General features: G+C 63.0%; 14 protein-coding genes. 10 read left to right on the forward strand and 4 right to left on the reverse strand.

Annotated elements, in window-relative coordinates:
• Positions 1-131 precede the first annotated feature (131 nt).
• The 8 genes from nuoG to nuoN are packed head-to-tail and all read left to right on the forward strand — an operon-like array spanning position 132 to position 10,133.
• A complete protein-coding gene (nuoG, locus tag ACI2KG_RS07685) occupies positions 132-2,846 on the forward strand; it encodes an NADH-quinone oxidoreductase subunit NuoG (protein WP_404661449.1) in 2,715 nt (904 codons plus the stop codon).
• Entirely contained in the window at positions 2,843-3,850 is a 1,008-nt protein-coding gene (nuoH, locus tag ACI2KG_RS07690; protein ID WP_016488222.1) for an NADH-quinone oxidoreductase subunit NuoH, read from the forward strand. The genes nuoG and nuoH overlap by 4 nt, the downstream gene beginning before the upstream one ends.
• Before the next feature lie 11 nt (positions 3,851-3,861).
• Positions 3,862-4,410 carry an NADH-quinone oxidoreductase subunit NuoI gene (gene nuoI / locus ACI2KG_RS07695; protein WP_003251442.1) on the forward strand — a complete coding sequence of 183 codons (549 nt, stop codon included), beginning with the start codon at positions 3,862-3,864 and terminating at the stop codon, positions 4,408-4,410.
• 10 nt (positions 4,411-4,420) lie between these two features.
• On the forward strand, positions 4,421-4,921 hold the full coding sequence (gene nuoJ / locus ACI2KG_RS07700) for an NADH-quinone oxidoreductase subunit J (RefSeq protein ID WP_012273298.1): 501 nt from the start codon (positions 4,421-4,423) through the stop codon (positions 4,919-4,921).
• Positions 4,922-4,924: 3 nt separating this feature from the next.
• Positions 4,925-5,233 (forward strand): NADH-quinone oxidoreductase subunit NuoK, encoded by a 309-nt coding sequence (gene nuoK, locus ACI2KG_RS07705; protein WP_003251446.1) that lies wholly within the window; start codon positions 4,925-4,927, stop codon positions 5,231-5,233.
• Positions 5,230-7,083, forward strand: a complete 1,854-nt coding sequence (nuoL, locus tag ACI2KG_RS07710) for an NADH-quinone oxidoreductase subunit L (protein ID WP_201199667.1) — start codon at positions 5,230-5,232, stop codon at positions 7,081-7,083. Before nuoK ends, nuoL begins: the two co-directional genes overlap by 4 nt.
• A gap of 40 nt (positions 7,084-7,123) precedes the next feature.
• Complete coding sequence (gene nuoM, locus ACI2KG_RS07715) at positions 7,124-8,656, forward strand: NADH-quinone oxidoreductase subunit M (RefSeq protein ID WP_404661450.1); 1,533 nt, start codon at positions 7,124-7,126, stop codon at positions 8,654-8,656.
• Between the two features lie 7 nt (positions 8,657-8,663).
• Positions 8,664-10,133, forward strand: a complete 1,470-nt coding sequence (gene nuoN, locus ACI2KG_RS07720; protein WP_400619910.1) for an NADH-quinone oxidoreductase subunit NuoN — start codon at positions 8,664-8,666, stop codon at positions 10,131-10,133.
• A 92-nt stretch (positions 10,134-10,225) separates the two neighbouring features.
• Here nuoN and ACI2KG_RS07725 read toward each other — a convergent pair whose 3' ends face one another.
• Positions 10,226-10,477: an ogr/Delta-like zinc finger family protein gene (locus ACI2KG_RS07725; protein ID WP_404661452.1), complete on the reverse strand. Its 252-nt coding sequence runs from the start codon at positions 10,475-10,477 to the stop codon at positions 10,226-10,228.
• Between the two features lie 200 nt (positions 10,478-10,677).
• On the opposite strand from ACI2KG_RS07725, the gene ACI2KG_RS07730 reads away from it, so the two are divergent.
• The gene (locus ACI2KG_RS07730; protein WP_404661453.1) at positions 10,678-11,058 is read left to right on the forward strand and encodes a helix-turn-helix domain-containing protein; all 381 of its coding nucleotides are present in this window, start codon (positions 10,678-10,680) and stop codon (positions 11,056-11,058) included.
• Here the strand turns inward: ACI2KG_RS07730 and ACI2KG_RS07735 are convergent.
• From ACI2KG_RS07735 to ACI2KG_RS07745, 3 genes are read right to left on the reverse strand one after another with little or no spacing between them, the layout of a single operon-like run.
• Positions 11,055-11,417, reverse strand: a complete 363-nt coding sequence (locus ACI2KG_RS07735) for a hypothetical protein (RefSeq protein ID WP_404661454.1) — start codon at positions 11,415-11,417, stop codon at positions 11,055-11,057. The two genes, ACI2KG_RS07730 and ACI2KG_RS07735, sit on opposite strands and share 4 nt — an antisense overlap.
• Entirely contained in the window at positions 11,410-11,757 is a 348-nt protein-coding gene (locus ACI2KG_RS07740) for a head completion/stabilization protein (RefSeq protein WP_404661455.1), read from the reverse strand. The genes ACI2KG_RS07735 and ACI2KG_RS07740 overlap by 8 nt, the downstream gene beginning before the upstream one ends.
• Before the next feature lie 11 nt (positions 11,758-11,768).
• Positions 11,769-12,017: a helix-turn-helix transcriptional regulator gene (locus tag ACI2KG_RS07745; protein ID WP_346643309.1), complete on the reverse strand. Its 249-nt coding sequence runs from the start codon at positions 12,015-12,017 to the stop codon at positions 11,769-11,771.
• 220 nt (positions 12,018-12,237) lie between these two features.
• On the opposite strand from ACI2KG_RS07745, the gene ACI2KG_RS07750 reads away from it, so the two are divergent.
• On the forward strand, positions 12,238-14,310 hold the full coding sequence (locus ACI2KG_RS07750; protein WP_404661456.1) for a TonB-dependent receptor family protein: 2,073 nt from the start codon (positions 12,238-12,240) through the stop codon (positions 14,308-14,310).
• The last annotated feature ends 109 nt before the right edge of the window (positions 14,311-14,419 follow it).

Below are 14,419 nucleotides of genomic sequence, written 5' to 3' on the forward strand. Positions count from 1 at the left end.
AAGATGATTAGGCGGGTGGTCCGTGCCACTCGCCAGCTTGCCGGCAGGCCCGAGCGATCGAGGCGTGTCGCAAGCTCACCGATTTCCATTAGCCACGCCCGCTCACGCGGGCCAACGAAGAACTTTGAACAATGGCCACTATCCACGTAGACGGCAAAGCGCTCGAAGTCAACGGTGCAGACAACCTGTTACAGGCGTGTCTGTCACTCGGCCTCGACATCCCTTATTTCTGCTGGCACCCGGCGCTTGGTAGCGTTGGCGCCTGCCGGCAGTGCGCGGTCAAGCAGTACACCGACGAAAACGACACCCGTGGTCGTATCGTCATGTCCTGCATGACCCCTGCCTCCGACGGCACCTGGATCTCCATCGAAGACGAAGAGTCCAAGGCGTTCCGCGCCAGCGTCGTCGAATGGCTGATGACCAACCACCCGCACGACTGCCCGGTGTGCGAGGAAGGCGGTCACTGCCACCTGCAGGACATGACGGTAATGACCGGCCACAATGAGCGCCGCTACCGTTTCACCAAGCGTACCCACCAGAACCAGGACCTCGGCCCGTTCATCGCCCATGAAATGAACCGCTGCATCGCCTGCTACCGCTGCGTGCGCTACTACAAGGACTACGCCGGTGGTACCGACCTGGGCGTGTACGGCGCCCACGACAACGTGTACTTCGGCCGCGTCGAAGACGGCGTGCTCGAAAGCGAATTCTCCGGCAACCTGACCGAGGTCTGCCCTACCGGCGTATTCACCGACAAGACCCACTCCGAGCGCTACAACCGCAAGTGGGACATGCAGTTCGCCCCAAGCATCTGCCACGGCTGCTCCAGCGGCTGCAACATCAGCCCGGGTGAGCGTTACGGCGAACTGCGCCGCATCGAGAACCGCTTCAACGGCTCGGTCAACCAGTACTTCCTGTGCGACCGTGGCCGTTTCGGCTACGGCTACGTCAACCGCAAGGACCGCCCACGCCAGCCACACCTGGCCGACGGTTCCAAGCTGGGCCTGGATGCTGCCCTGGACAAGGCCGCCGACCTGCTGCGCGGCCGCACCATCGTCGGTATCGGCTCGCCACGCGCCAGCCTCGAAAGCAACTATGGCCTGCGTGAGCTGGTCGGTGCCGAGTATTTCTACTCCGGCATGGAAGCTGGCGAACTGGCCCGCGTACGCCTGGCACTGAACGTGCTGAACAACAGCCCGCTGCCGGTGCCGACCCTGCGCGACATCGAAGACCACGACGCCGTGTTCGTGCTCGGCGAAGACCTGACCCAGACCGCTGCCCGTGTCGCCCTGGCCGTGCGCCAGGCCACCAAGGGCAAGGCCGAGGCCATGGCCGAAGCGATGAAAGTGCAGCCATGGCTCGACGCCGCTGTGAAAAACATCGGCCAGCACGCGCTGTACCCGCTGTTCATCGCCTCGCTGGCTAAAACCAAGCTGGACGACGTTGCCGAAGAATGCGTACACGCCGCCCCGGCCGACCTGGCCCGCATCGGTTTCGCCGTGGCCCACGCCATCGACCCGAGCGCACCCGCCGTTGCCGGCCTGGACGACGAAGCCAAGGCCCTGGCCCAGCGCATCGCCGACGCCCTGGTCGCCGCCAAGCGCCCACTGGTGGTTGCCGGTACTTCGCTGGCCGACCCAGCACTGATCGAAGCCGCCGCCAACATCGCCAAGGCCCTGAAGCTGCGCGAGAAGAACGGCTCGCTGAGCCTGGTGGTGCCTGAAGCCAACAGCATCGGCCTGGCCATGCTCGGTGGGGAATCCGTCGATGCCGCGCTGGACGCGGTCATCAGCGGCAAGGCCGACGCCATCGTCGTGCTGGAAAACGACCTGTACGCCCGCGTACCGGCCGCCAAGGTCGACGCAGCCCTGGCTGCGGCCAAGGTGGTAATCGTTGCCGACCACTCGAAAACCCCGACGGTCGACCGCGCCCACCTGGTGCTGCCAGCCGCCTCGTTCGCCGAAGGCGACGGAACCCTGGTCAGCCAGGAAGGCCGTGCCCAACGCTTCTTCCAGGTGTTCGATCCGCAATACCTGGACAGCAGCATCCAGATCCACGAAGGCTGGCGCTGGATGCACGCCCTGCGTGCCACCCTGCTGAACAAGCCGGTCGACTGGACCCAGCTGGACCACGTGACCAGCGCCTGCGCCCAAGCCGCCCCGCAACTGGCCGGCATCGTCAACGCCGCACCAAGCGCCGCGTTCCGCATCAAGGGCATGAAGCTGGCCCGTGAGCCGCTGCGCTACTCCGGCCGTACCGCCATGCGCGCCAACATCAGCGTGCACGAGCCACGTACCCCGCAAGACAAGGACACCGCGTTCGCCTTCTCCATGGAAGGCTACTCGGGTTCGGCCGAACCGCGCCAGCAGGTGCCGTTCGCCTGGTCGCCGGGCTGGAACTCGCCCCAAGCCTGGAACAAGTTTCAGGATGAGGTCGGTGGCCACCTGCGTGCCGGTGACCCGGGCGTGCGCCTGATCGAATCGCAAGGCGACCGCCTGAACTGGTTCAACGCCATTCCGGGTGCCTTCAACCCGGCCCGTGGTACCTGGACTGCCGTGCCGTTCTTCCACCTGTTCGGCAGCGAAGAAAGCTCCTCGCGCGCCGCTCCGGTGCAGCAGCGTATTCCGGCTGCCTACGTCGCCCTGGCCAAGTCCGAAGCCGACCGCCTGGGTGTCAACGACGGTGCCCTGCTGAGCCTGAACGTCGCCGGTGTGGCCCTGCGCCTGCCGCTGCGTATCAATGAAGAGCTGGGCGCTGGCCTGGTCGCGTTGCCGAAAGGCCTGGCCGGTATCCCGCCTGCCATCTTCGGTGCATCCGTCGAAGGTCTGCAGGAGGCAGCACAATGAGCTGGTTCACCCCCGAAGTGATCGATGTGATCATCCAGGTCGTCAAGGCTATCGTGGTGCTGCTGGCCGTGGTGGTCTGCGGCGCCCTGCTCAGCTTCGTCGAACGCCGCCTGCTGGGCTGGTGGCAGGACCGCTACGGTCCGAACCGTGTCGGCCCGTTCGGCATGTTCCAGATCGCCGCCGACATGCTGAAGATGTTCTTCAAGGAAGACTGGAACCCGCCCTTCGTCGACAAGATGATCTTCACCCTGGCGCCGGTCGTGGCCATGAGCGCACTGCTGATCGGCTTCTCGATCATCCCGATCACACCGGGCTGGGGCGTTGCCGACCTGAACATCGGCCTGCTGTTCTTCTTCGCCATGGCCGGCCTGTCGGTCTACGCGGTGCTGTTCGCCGGCTGGTCGTCGAACAACAAGTACGCCCTGCTGGGCAGCTTGCGTGCGTCGGCACAGACCGTGTCATACGAAGTGTTCCTGGGCCTGGCGCTGATGGGCGTGGTAGTGCAGGTGGGCTCGTTCAACATGCGCGACATCGTCGAGTACCAGGCGCAGAACCTGTGGTTCATCATTCCGCAGTTCTTCGGCTTCTGCACCTTCTTCATCGCTGGCGTCGCCGTGACTCACCGTCACCCGTTCGACCAGCCAGAAGCGGAACAGGAACTGGCCGACGGCTACCACATCGAGTATGCCGGCATGAAGTGGGGCATGTTCTTCGTGGGTGAGTACATCGGCATCATCCTCATCTCGGCGCTGCTGGTAACCCTGTTCTTCGGCGGCTGGCACGGCCCGTTCGGCATCCTGCCGCAGCTGCCGTTCCTGTGGTTCGCATTGAAGACCGCGTTCTTCATCATGCTGTTCATCCTGCTGCGCGCCTCGATCCCGCGCCCGCGCTATGACCAGGTGATGGACTTCAGCTGGAAGTTCTGCCTGCCGCTGACCCTGATCAATTTGCTGGTGACCGCTGCGATCGTGCTCTACAACACGCCAGCCGTCGCGGCCCAGTGAGGATTTGACCCATGTTCAAGTATATCGGCGACATCGTTAAGGGCACCGGCACTCAGCTGCGCAGCCTGGCAATGGTGTTCTCCCACGGGTTTCGCAAGCGCGACACCCTGCAGTACCCCGAAGAACCCGTGTACCTGCCGCCACGCTACCGCGGCCGTATCGTCCTCACCCGCGACCCGGACGGCGAGGAACGCTGCGTAGCGTGCAACCTCTGCGCGGTGGCCTGCCCGGTTGGCTGCATCTCGCTGCAGAAGGCCGAGACCGAGGACGGCCGCTGGTACCCCGAGTTCTTCCGCATCAACTTCTCGCGTTGCATTTTCTGCGGCCTGTGTGAAGAAGCGTGCCCGACCACCGCGATCCAGCTGACGCCGGATTTCGAAATGGCCGAGTTCAAACGTCAGGACCTGGTGTACGAGAAAGAAGATCTGCTGATCTCCGGCCCCGGCAAGAACCCTGACTACAACTTCTACCGTGTTGCGGGTATGGCAATCGCTGGCAAGCCGAAGGGCTCTGCGCAGAACGAAGCCGAGCCGATCAACGTGAAGAGCTTGCTCCCATAAGGACAGAAAGATGGAATTCGCTTTCTACTTCGCATCCGGGATCGCCGTGGTCTCCACCCTTCGGGTGGTGACCGGTACCAACCCCGTGCACGCCTTGCTTTACCTGATCATTTCGCTGATTTCCGTGGCCATGATCTTCTTCTCCCTGGGTGCGCCGTTCGCCGGTGCCCTGGAAGTGATCGCCTACGCCGGCGCCATCATGGTGCTGTTCGTGTTCGTGGTGATGATGCTCAACCTGGGGCCGGCCTCGGTCGCCCAGGAACGCGGCTGGCTCAAGCCCGGCATCTGGGCAGGGCCGGTCATCCTCGGCACGCTGCTGCTGGCAGAGCTGCTGTACGTGCTGTTCGTCACCCCGAGCGGCGCTGGCATCAGCGGTACCACCGTGGGCCCGAAAGAGGTAGGTATCAGCCTGTTCGGCCCGTACCTGCTGGTGGTTGAACTGGCATCGATGCTGCTGCTGGCTGCAGCGGTCACCGCCTTCCACCTGGGCCGCAACGAGGCGAAGGAGTAAATCATGGGTGCTATCCCTCTCGAGCATGGTCTGGCAGTTGCCGGCATCCTGTTCTGCTTAGGTCTGGTTGGCCTGATGGTCCGCCGCAACATCCTCTTCGTGCTCATGAGCCTGGAAGTCATGATGAACGCCTCTGCCCTGGCGTTCGTCGTCGCCGGTGCCCGTTGGGTCCAGCCCGACGGCCAGGTGATGTTCATTCTGGTGATCAGCCTGGCAGCCGCCGAAGCCAGCATTGGCCTGGCTATCCTGCTGCAACTGTATCGCCGCTTCCACACTCTCGACATCGATGCTGCCAGTGAGATGCGCGGATGAACCTTATCTTCCTGACTTTCGTCTTCCCCCTCATCGGCTTCCTGCTGCTGTCGTTCTCGCGTGGTCGGTTCTCGGAGAACCTGTCCGCGCTGATCGGCGTCGGTTCGGTAGGCCTGTCGGCCGCCGTTGCCGCCTACGTCATCTGGCAATTCAACGTCGCCCCGCCCGAGGGCGGCGCGTACAGCCAGCTGCTGTGGCAGTGGATGTCGGTAGATGGCTTTGCGCCCAACTTCACCCTGTATGTCGACGGCCTGTCCGTCACCATGCTGGGCGTGGTCACCGGCGTCGGCTTCCTGATCCACCTGTTCGCTTCCTGGTACATGCGTGGCGAAGCCGGCTACTCGCGCTTCTTCTCGTACACCAACCTGTTCATCGCCAGCATGCTGTTCCTGATCCTGGGCGATAACCTGCTGTTCATCTACTTTGGCTGGGAAGGCGTTGGCCTGTGCTCGTACCTGCTGATCGGTTTCTACTACAGCAACCGCAACAACGGTAACGCAGCGCTCAAGGCATTCATCGTCACCCGTATCGGCGACGTGTTCATGGCCATCGGCCTGTTCATCCTGTTCGCCCAGCTGGGTACCCTGAACGTGCAGGAATTGCTGGTGCTGGCACCGCAGAAGTTCCAGGCGGGCGACACCTGGATGGTGCTGGCTACGCTGATGCTGCTGGGTGGTGCGGTCGGTAAATCGGCCCAGCTGCCACTGCAGACCTGGCTGGCGGACGCAATGGCTGGCCCGACTCCGGTTTCGGCACTGATCCACGCCGCCACCATGGTGACCGCAGGCGTGTACCTGATTGCCCGTACCAACGGCCTGTTCCTGCTGGCACCAGACATCCTGCACCTGGTCGGTGTTGTCGGTGGCGTGACCCTGGTACTGGCCGGCTTTGCCGCGCTGGTGCAGACCGACATCAAGCGTATCCTCGCCTACTCGACCATGAGCCAGATCGGCTACATGTTCCTGGCCTTGGGCGTTGGCGCCTGGGACGCGGCGATCTTCCACCTGATGACCCACGCCTTCTTCAAGGCCCTGCTGTTCCTTGCGTCCGGTGCGGTGATCGTTGCCTGCCACCACGAGCAGAACATCTTCAAGATGGGCGGGCTGTGGAAGAAACTGCCGCTGGCCTACGCCAGTTTCGTGGTCGGTGGCGCGGCCCTGGCTGCACTGCCGATCGTGACCGTGGGCTTCTACTCCAAGGACGAGATCCTCTGGGAAGCCTTCGCCAGCGGCAATACCGGCCTGCTGTACGCCGGCCTGGTCGGTGCATTCATGACCTCGCTGTACACCTTCCGTCTGATCTTCATCGCCTTCCACGGCGAAGCCAAGACCGAAGCCCACGCTGGCCACGGCATCAGCCACTGGCTGCCGCTGGGCGTGCTGATCGTGCTGTCGACCTTCGTCGGCGCCTGGATCACCCCGCCGCTGGCAGGCGTGCTGCCTGAAAGCGCTGGCCACGCCGGTGGCGAAGCCAAGCACGCGCTGGAAATCACCTCGGGTGCCATTGCCATCGCCGGTATCCTGCTGTCGGCCCTGCTGTTCCTGGGCAAGCGCAGCTTCGTCAGCGCCGTCGCCAACAGCAGCATCGGCCGTGTCCTGTCGGCCTGGTGGTTCGCTGCCTGGGGCTTCGACTGGATCTACGACAAGCTTTTCGTCAAACCGTACCTGCTGATCAGCCACATCCTGCGCAAGGACCCGGTTGACCGCACCATCGGCCTGATTCCGCGGATGGCGCGTGGCGGCCACGTCGCCATGAGCAAGACCGAGACTGGCCAGCTGCGCTGGTACACCGCCTCGATCGCCGTGGGTGCCGTGCTGGTGCTCGGTGCCGTGGTAGTGGCTGCGGTATGACTATGAATCTTGCGACTTTGCCAAAGGAAACCAACCCGTCATGATTTTGCCTTGGCTGATCCTGATCCCCTTCATCGGCGGCTTCCTGTGCTGGCTGGGTGAGCGCTTCGGCTCTACCCTGCCGCGCTGGATCGCGCTGCTGACCATGTCCCTGCTGCTCGGCATCGGCCTGTGGCTGTGGGCTAACGGCGACTACACCCTCGCGCCTGCTCCAGGCGCCGAACCTGCTTGGGCACTCGAATACAAAGTCGAGTGGATCAAGCGCTTCGGCATCAGCATCCACCTGGCCCTCGACGGCCTGTCGCTGCTGATGATCCTGCTCACCGGCCTGCTTGGTGTGCTGTCGGTACTGTGCTCCTGGAAAGAAATCCAGCGCCACGTCGGCTTCTTCCACCTCAACCTGATGTGGATCCTCGGCGGCGTGGTCGGTGTGTTCCTGGCCCTGGACCTGTTTCTGTTCTTCTTCTTCTGGGAAATGATGCTGGTGCCGATGTACTTCCTCATCGCGCTCTGGGGTCACAGCTCGGCAGACGGCAAGAAGACCCGGATCTACGCGGCGACCAAGTTCTTCATCTTCACCCAGGCCAGCGGCCTGATCATGCTGGTGGCGATCCTGGGCCTGGTGCTGGTCAACTACAACGCCACCGGCGTACTCACCTTCAACTACAGCGACCTGCTCAAGGCCGAACTGCCAGCGGGCGTGGAATACGTGCTGATGCTGGGCTTCTTCATCGCCTTCGCGGTGAAGCTGCCGGTGGTGCCATTCCACTCCTGGCTGCCTGACGCTCACGCCCAGGCACCCACCGCAGGTTCCGTGGACCTGGCTGGTATCCTGCTGAAGACGGCGGCCTACGGCCTGCTGCGCTTTGCCCTGCCGCTGTTCCCGAATGCCTCGGCCGAGTTCGCGCCGATCGCCATGACCCTGGGCCTGATCGGTATCTTCTACGGTGCCTTCCTGGCCTTCGCGCAAACCGACATCAAGCGCCTGATCGCCTTCTCCAGCGTTTCGCATATGGGCTTCGTGCTGATCGGTATCTACTCCGGCAGTCAGCAGGCCCTGCAAGGCGCGGTGATCCAGATGCTGGCCCACGGCCTGTCGGCTGCCGCGCTGTTCATCCTGTCCGGCCAGCTGTACGAGCGCCTGCACACCCGTGACATGCGCCAGATGGGCGGTCTGTGGCACCGCATCGCCTATCTGCCAGCCATCAGCCTGTTCTTCGCCGCCGCGTCGCTGGGCCTGCCAGGCACCGGCAACTTCGTCGGCGAGTTCCTGATCCTGCTCGGCAGCTTCGTGCATGTACCGTGGATCACCGTGATTGCCACCACCGGCCTGGTATTCGGTTCGGTGTACTCGCTGATCATGATCCACCGCGCCTACTTCGGCCCGGCCAAGACCGACACCGTGCTGGCCGGCATGGACGGTCGCGAGCTGATCATGGTGCTGGGTCTGGCGGTACTGCTGATCCTGCTGGGCGTGTATCCGCAGCCGTTCCTCGACACCTCTGCCGCCACCATGAGTGGTGTGCAGCAGTGGCTCGGTTCCGCTTTCACTCAACTCGCTTCGGCCCGGTAAGAGCGCTATGGAATTCACCACTCAACACTTCATCGCATTGGCGCCGATGCTGATCACCACCATCACCACGGTGGTGGTGATGCTGGCGATCGCCTGGAAGCGCAACCACTCGCAAACCTTCCTGCTGTCCACCGTGGGCCTTAACCTGGCCCTGCTGTCGATCCTGCCGGCGCTGAAGGTTGCGCCGCTGGCGGTCACCCCGCTGATCACCCTCGACAAGTTCGCCTGCCTGTACATGGCGATCATCCTGGTGGCAACGCTGGCCTGCGTCACCCTCGCCCACGCCTACCTCGGCGAAGGCTCCAAGGGCTTCCCGGGCAACCGAGAAGAGCTCTACCTACTGCTACTGATGTCGGCCCTCGGCGGCCTGGTGCTGGTCAGCGCCAACCACCTGGCCGGCCTGTTCATCGGCCTGGAGCTGCTGTCGGTACCGGTCTACGGCCTGGTGGCGTATGCGTTCTTCAACAAGCGCTCACTGGAAGCCGGCATCAAGTACATGGTGCTGTCGGCCGCCGGCTCCGCCTTCCTGCTATTCGGCATGGCCTTGCTGTACGCCGACGCCGGCAGCCTGAGCTTCGACCAGATCGGCAAGGCCCTGGCTGCCACCAACATGCCAAGCCTGGTGGCCCAACTGGGCCTGGGCATGATGCTGGTCGGCCTGGCCTTCAAGCTGTCGCTGGTGCCGTTCCACCTGTGGACCCCGGACGTGTACGAAGGCGCCCCGGCGCCGGTCGCCGCATTCCTGGCCACCGCCAGCAAGGTCGCGGTGTTCGCCGTGGTGGTACGCCTGTTCATGCTCTCCCCTGCTGCCAGCAGCGGCGCGCTGAGCACCGTACTGGCAGTCATCGCCGTCGCCTCGATCCTGGTCGGTAACCTGCTGGCGCTGACCCAGAGCAACCTCAAGCGCCTGCTGGGTTACTCGTCCATCGCCCACTTCGGTTACCTGGTCATCGCCCTGGTCGCCAGCAAAGGCCTGGCCCTGGAAGCCATGGGCGTGTACCTGGTCACCTATGTGATCACCAGCCTTGGCGCGTTCGGTGTCATCACCCTGATGTCCTCGCCTTACGGCGGCCGTGACGCCGATGCGCTGTACGAGTACCGCGGCCTGTTCTGGCGCCGTCCGTACCTGACCGCGGTACTGACCGTGATGATGCTGTCGCTGGCGGGTATCCCGCTGACTGCCGGCTTCATCGGCAAGTTCTACATCATCGCCACCGGCGTCGAGTCGCACTTGTGGTGGCTGGTCGGCGCCCTGGTAATCGGCAGCGCCATCGGCGTGTACTACTACCTGCGCGTCATGGTCACCCTGTATCTGGTCGAGCCGAACCTGCGTCGCCACGACGCCCCGCTGAAGTGGGAACAGCGCACCGGTGGCGTCATGCTGCTGGCCATCGCCATTCTCGCCTTCGTGCTGGGTGTCTACCCGCAACCGCTGCTGGAAATGGTCCAGCAAGCGGGTCTTCAACTGATCGGCTGATACCCACGGCAAAACAAGACACCCCGCTCATGCGGGGTGTTTTTTTATCTGCGCGTTTTCCATCGGTGGCCATATTGGCTCATTCGCCAGCGTTACCCCTGCCCTGTTCCCGGCAGCGCTGCCCTGCGCAAATCACCATTGGCCGAAGGCAGGTAGACTTCCGGGTTGGGCATGCCGCTGGGCGAGAGTTCATGGGTCATCTCAAATTCGGCGCGCACTGACCAGCCACATGCCTCCGTTGTGCATTGCAAATAAGCGATGCGCAGGAAAATATGTCGCCCTTCGCTGGTGCGTATGCGCATCCGGCTGTGGCAATGCGGGCAAACCAGCTTGTAAGTACTCACGACACGTACCTGCAAGCATTGTTCAGTTCCAACTTCTGTGAGAATGCTCGTTTGGCTGTGTCAGTATTAACTGAAAAGACAGGACTATTCTTCAGTTTGATGTTTCTCATTGCAGAAATGCTCCTTAAAACGCAGGGCTGTATTCATAACGAGTAGTTTAAGCCCATGGAATATCAATAAACCAGTCATGGATATTTGTTATGAGTACTCACGTACTTGCTGCGGTGCTCACCCGCCTCAAGCTGCTGACCGGTGCGCAGTCCGATGCCGAGCTTTCCCGTGCGCTCTCCATTAGCCCGCAGACACTGAGCAGTTGGAAAGTGCGCGATAGCATCCCCTACTCACTTTGCATAGACATCGCCCGGCAACATGCTTGCTCGCTGGACTGGCTGTTGCTGGGGCAGGCCGAACATAACCCGGCAGGCACCGATCAGGCAGGCTGGGAGTGCGACATGCTCGAGCGCCTGCGTACGCTATCGCCCAGTGACCGCCAGTCCATCCTGCTGTTCATCAAGGACAAGCAACGCATCCAGCAGTTGGAACAGCAGTTGAGCGAGCTCGGCGGCGTGGCCAATGGCTAACCTCGGCGGCGCCAGCGCTGAATCAGCTCACGCGGGTCCAGCGTATCCACCAGGACCATGACCTTGAGGCTGATGGGGATGACCACCACGGCAGCCACGAACGCCGCCATGCCTCGGGTCAACAAGGGCACCAATGACGAAACCAGTGGCTCGAACACATGGCCCACCCCCACAGCCACGAACACCAGCAGCAATTTCTTGCCCAGCGTCAGTCGCCTGGCGGTATTGGTGATCAACCGGTCACGCGCGGCACTTACCAGCAGCGCCCCCAACAACGCTGCGAACAGTACATTGCCATCCACACCCAGCAGCTCCATCACGGCCGGTGCCAGGTTGTCGAGAACTGATTGCTCAGGCATGGCTCAGCCCTCGTCGCGAACCCCTCAGGTAGGCGGTCGAACCCAGGCTATGCATGACCGCCGCTTCGACATAAAGGATGTAGCACACCCGCAGGGCACGCCCCTGGTCATGCCCGGCCACATCCTCGAGGCGTTTGTAGCCCCGCTCACGCAGCGCCGCGCGCCAACGGGCGAATTCGCGTGCGGCATCAATGGCGGCGCAGCGGGCAGCCACCTCCAGCGCAGCGTCACTGACAGGCCGCTGCAGGTTCAGGCGTTCACGCAGGCTGCCCAGGTCCACCCGTGGCCAGAACGGGTCATGGCAATCGGCAAAGCGCGGCAGCCGAGGATCGTTACTCATGCATCACCCCCTCACTGCTCGGCCAGCATGCCGTAGCGAATGGCCTTGATTACCGCCGCCACCCGGGTGGGCACATCGAATTTGCGCAGAATGTTGGACACGTGGAAGTTCACGGTCGATTCCTTGCATGCCAGGATCTGGCCGATCTCCCACGAACTCTTGCCGTAGGCGCACCACAACAGCACCTGCTGTTCACGTGGGGTCAGGCGAACCGGGGCGTCCGCCGGGGGTTGCTGCGAGTGTCGAGCGTTGTCGGTCATGTTTCAACTCCACGGGTGATTGAGCGAGGCATTGCTGCCGGTCTGCAGTCACCTTACGGAGCACAGCCCGTTCGCCTCCATCGCCAGGGCTTGTAAAGAACTTTCGTACAAAAGCGTCTGACGAAGACCGCACGAAAATTGCCCATTTTCTTCGTGCTCCAAGCGGCATTTCGCTCGTCTCAACGCCGTTGTCCATTCGCCTTTCGCCTGGAGTCGTACAATGCGTTGCGTTTTGCCCCTGTCATCCTGCCTCGGCCTGCTGGCTGCTATCGGCACCGCCCAGCCCGCCCTGGCGGCATCTTCGGTCGAGTTGGGCCAGGTGCTGATCACCGATGAGGAGCAGAACGAACTGACGGCCGCCAGGGAGCGCCTGCGCGAAATACCAGGCGCCAGCAACCTGGTGGACATGCAGCGAGTAGGGCAAGGCCGGGTGGCCAGCAACCAGGATGTGCTGGCCTACCAACCCGGTGTGTTCGCGCAATCGGCAGGCAATGACGGCATCAAGTTGTCGATCCGTGGCTCGGGCATCAACCGTGCGCCGGGGGCGCACGGCTCTGGGGTGTACACGATGTTCGACGGCCTGCCGCTGACCGGCCCAGGGGGTACCCCTTACGAGTTGTTCGAACCGCTGTGGCTGAGCCGAGCCGAGGTGTTGCGCGGTGCCAATGGCTTTGATCAGGGCTCGCTGGCCCTGGGCGGTGCGATCAACTACGTCACCCACACCGGTTACGACGCCGCGCCCCTGCAGGTACGCTATGAAATTGGCAGCCGCGGCTACCAGCACCGGCATATCAGCTCAGGCCAGGTGCTGGGTAACCTCGACTACTACGTGGCGCTGACCGACTCGGAATATGACGGCTACCAGGATCACAGCAGCGGCAGCGCCAAAGGCATTGCCGCCAATGTCGGCTACCGCTTCAACCCGAATCTGGAAACCCGTTTCTACCTGCGCTACCGGGAAACCGAAAACGAACTGGCCGGACGCCTGACCAAGGACCAGATCAAGCACCATCCCCGGGCGGCCAACCCGGCCTACCTGGCCCGCGACGACAGCCGCCCACAGCCGGGTAGCACCTGGGTCGGCAACAAGACCACCTTCTACCTCGACGATGACGCGCGCCTGGAAGCAGGCCTGGTCTACCACGATTACCCGATGGACCTGCGCGAAGGGCCGATGCGCCTGAAAGTGGCCTACACCGACGTCAGCGGCACGCTCAACTATTTCCGCCGCGATACCCTGTTCGGCCACGAAAGCAAGACCACTGTCGGCTGGCGTACCACCAAGCACCTGCCCAACAGCGGTGCTTCACAGTTCGCGCGTAATGGCGACATGATTGGTGCACGTACCCGCGATTTCACCTATCAGGGTTCGGACACCGTGCTGCATGTCGGTAACGACCTGGAACTGGTGCCCAACCTGTGGCTGACCACCGGCCTGGCAATGATCTACACCCGCCGGGAAAGTGACGTCACCTACCCCGCCGAAGGCGGCAAGGTGAGCATGCACGACTGGGACTACGCGCCACGCGTGGGGCTGCGCTACGACATCCGCCCGGACCTGCAGGTGTACGGCAACCTTAGCCGCTCGGTCGAGCCGCCCCACCCATGGTCGTTGATCTGGAGCGCGCCGAGCACCGGCGGCAAGCAGATCCAGCCGATCGAAATGCAGAACCAGACCGCCACCACTCTGGAGCTGGGTGCGCGCGGCGACTCGGTGCTGGGCCGCTGGGACCTGGCCTGGTACTACTCGCAGGTGCGCCACGAACTGCTCGCCGTGGAAGTGGTGCCAAACTTCACCTCGGAGTTCAACGCCAGCGCCACCGTGCACCAAGGCGTGGAAGCTGGCCTCGACAGCACCCTGTGGGAGCGCGCCGGTACCGGCAAGCTCAGCCTGCGTCAGGCCTACACCTTCAGCGACTTCCATTACCGGGATGACGACACGTTTGGCGACAACCGCCTCCCCGGCATCCCCATGCACTACTACCAGGCCGAACTGCGCTACGACTGGCCGAGCGGTTTTTATGCCGGGGTGAATACGCAGATGGCGTCGAAGGTGCAGGTAGACTATGCCAACAGCTACCACGCCGATGAATATGCCTTGCTCGGCGCACGCGTTGGCTGGGACTCACCGAAACAGGACTGGCAGACCTGGTTGGACCTGCGCAACCTGACCAACAAGCGGTATGCCGCGACGGTGACACCGGCCTATAACGATGCTGGCAACGACAATGCCCGCTCGACGCCGGGTGAAGGGTTTGGTGTGTATGCCGGGGTTTCCTACAGTTTCCGCTAAGACGCGGTTGGCCGCCATGAGCGCTTTTTGTAGGAGCGGCCTTGTGTCGCGAAAGGGCTGCAAAGCAGCCCCAGGGTTTCAGCGTCAATGCAAAAATTGCTGGGGCCGC

This window comes from Pseudomonas sp. NPDC089407, assembly GCF_044900445.1.
GTDB lineage: Bacteria > Pseudomonadota > Gammaproteobacteria > Pseudomonadales > Pseudomonadaceae > Aquipseudomonas.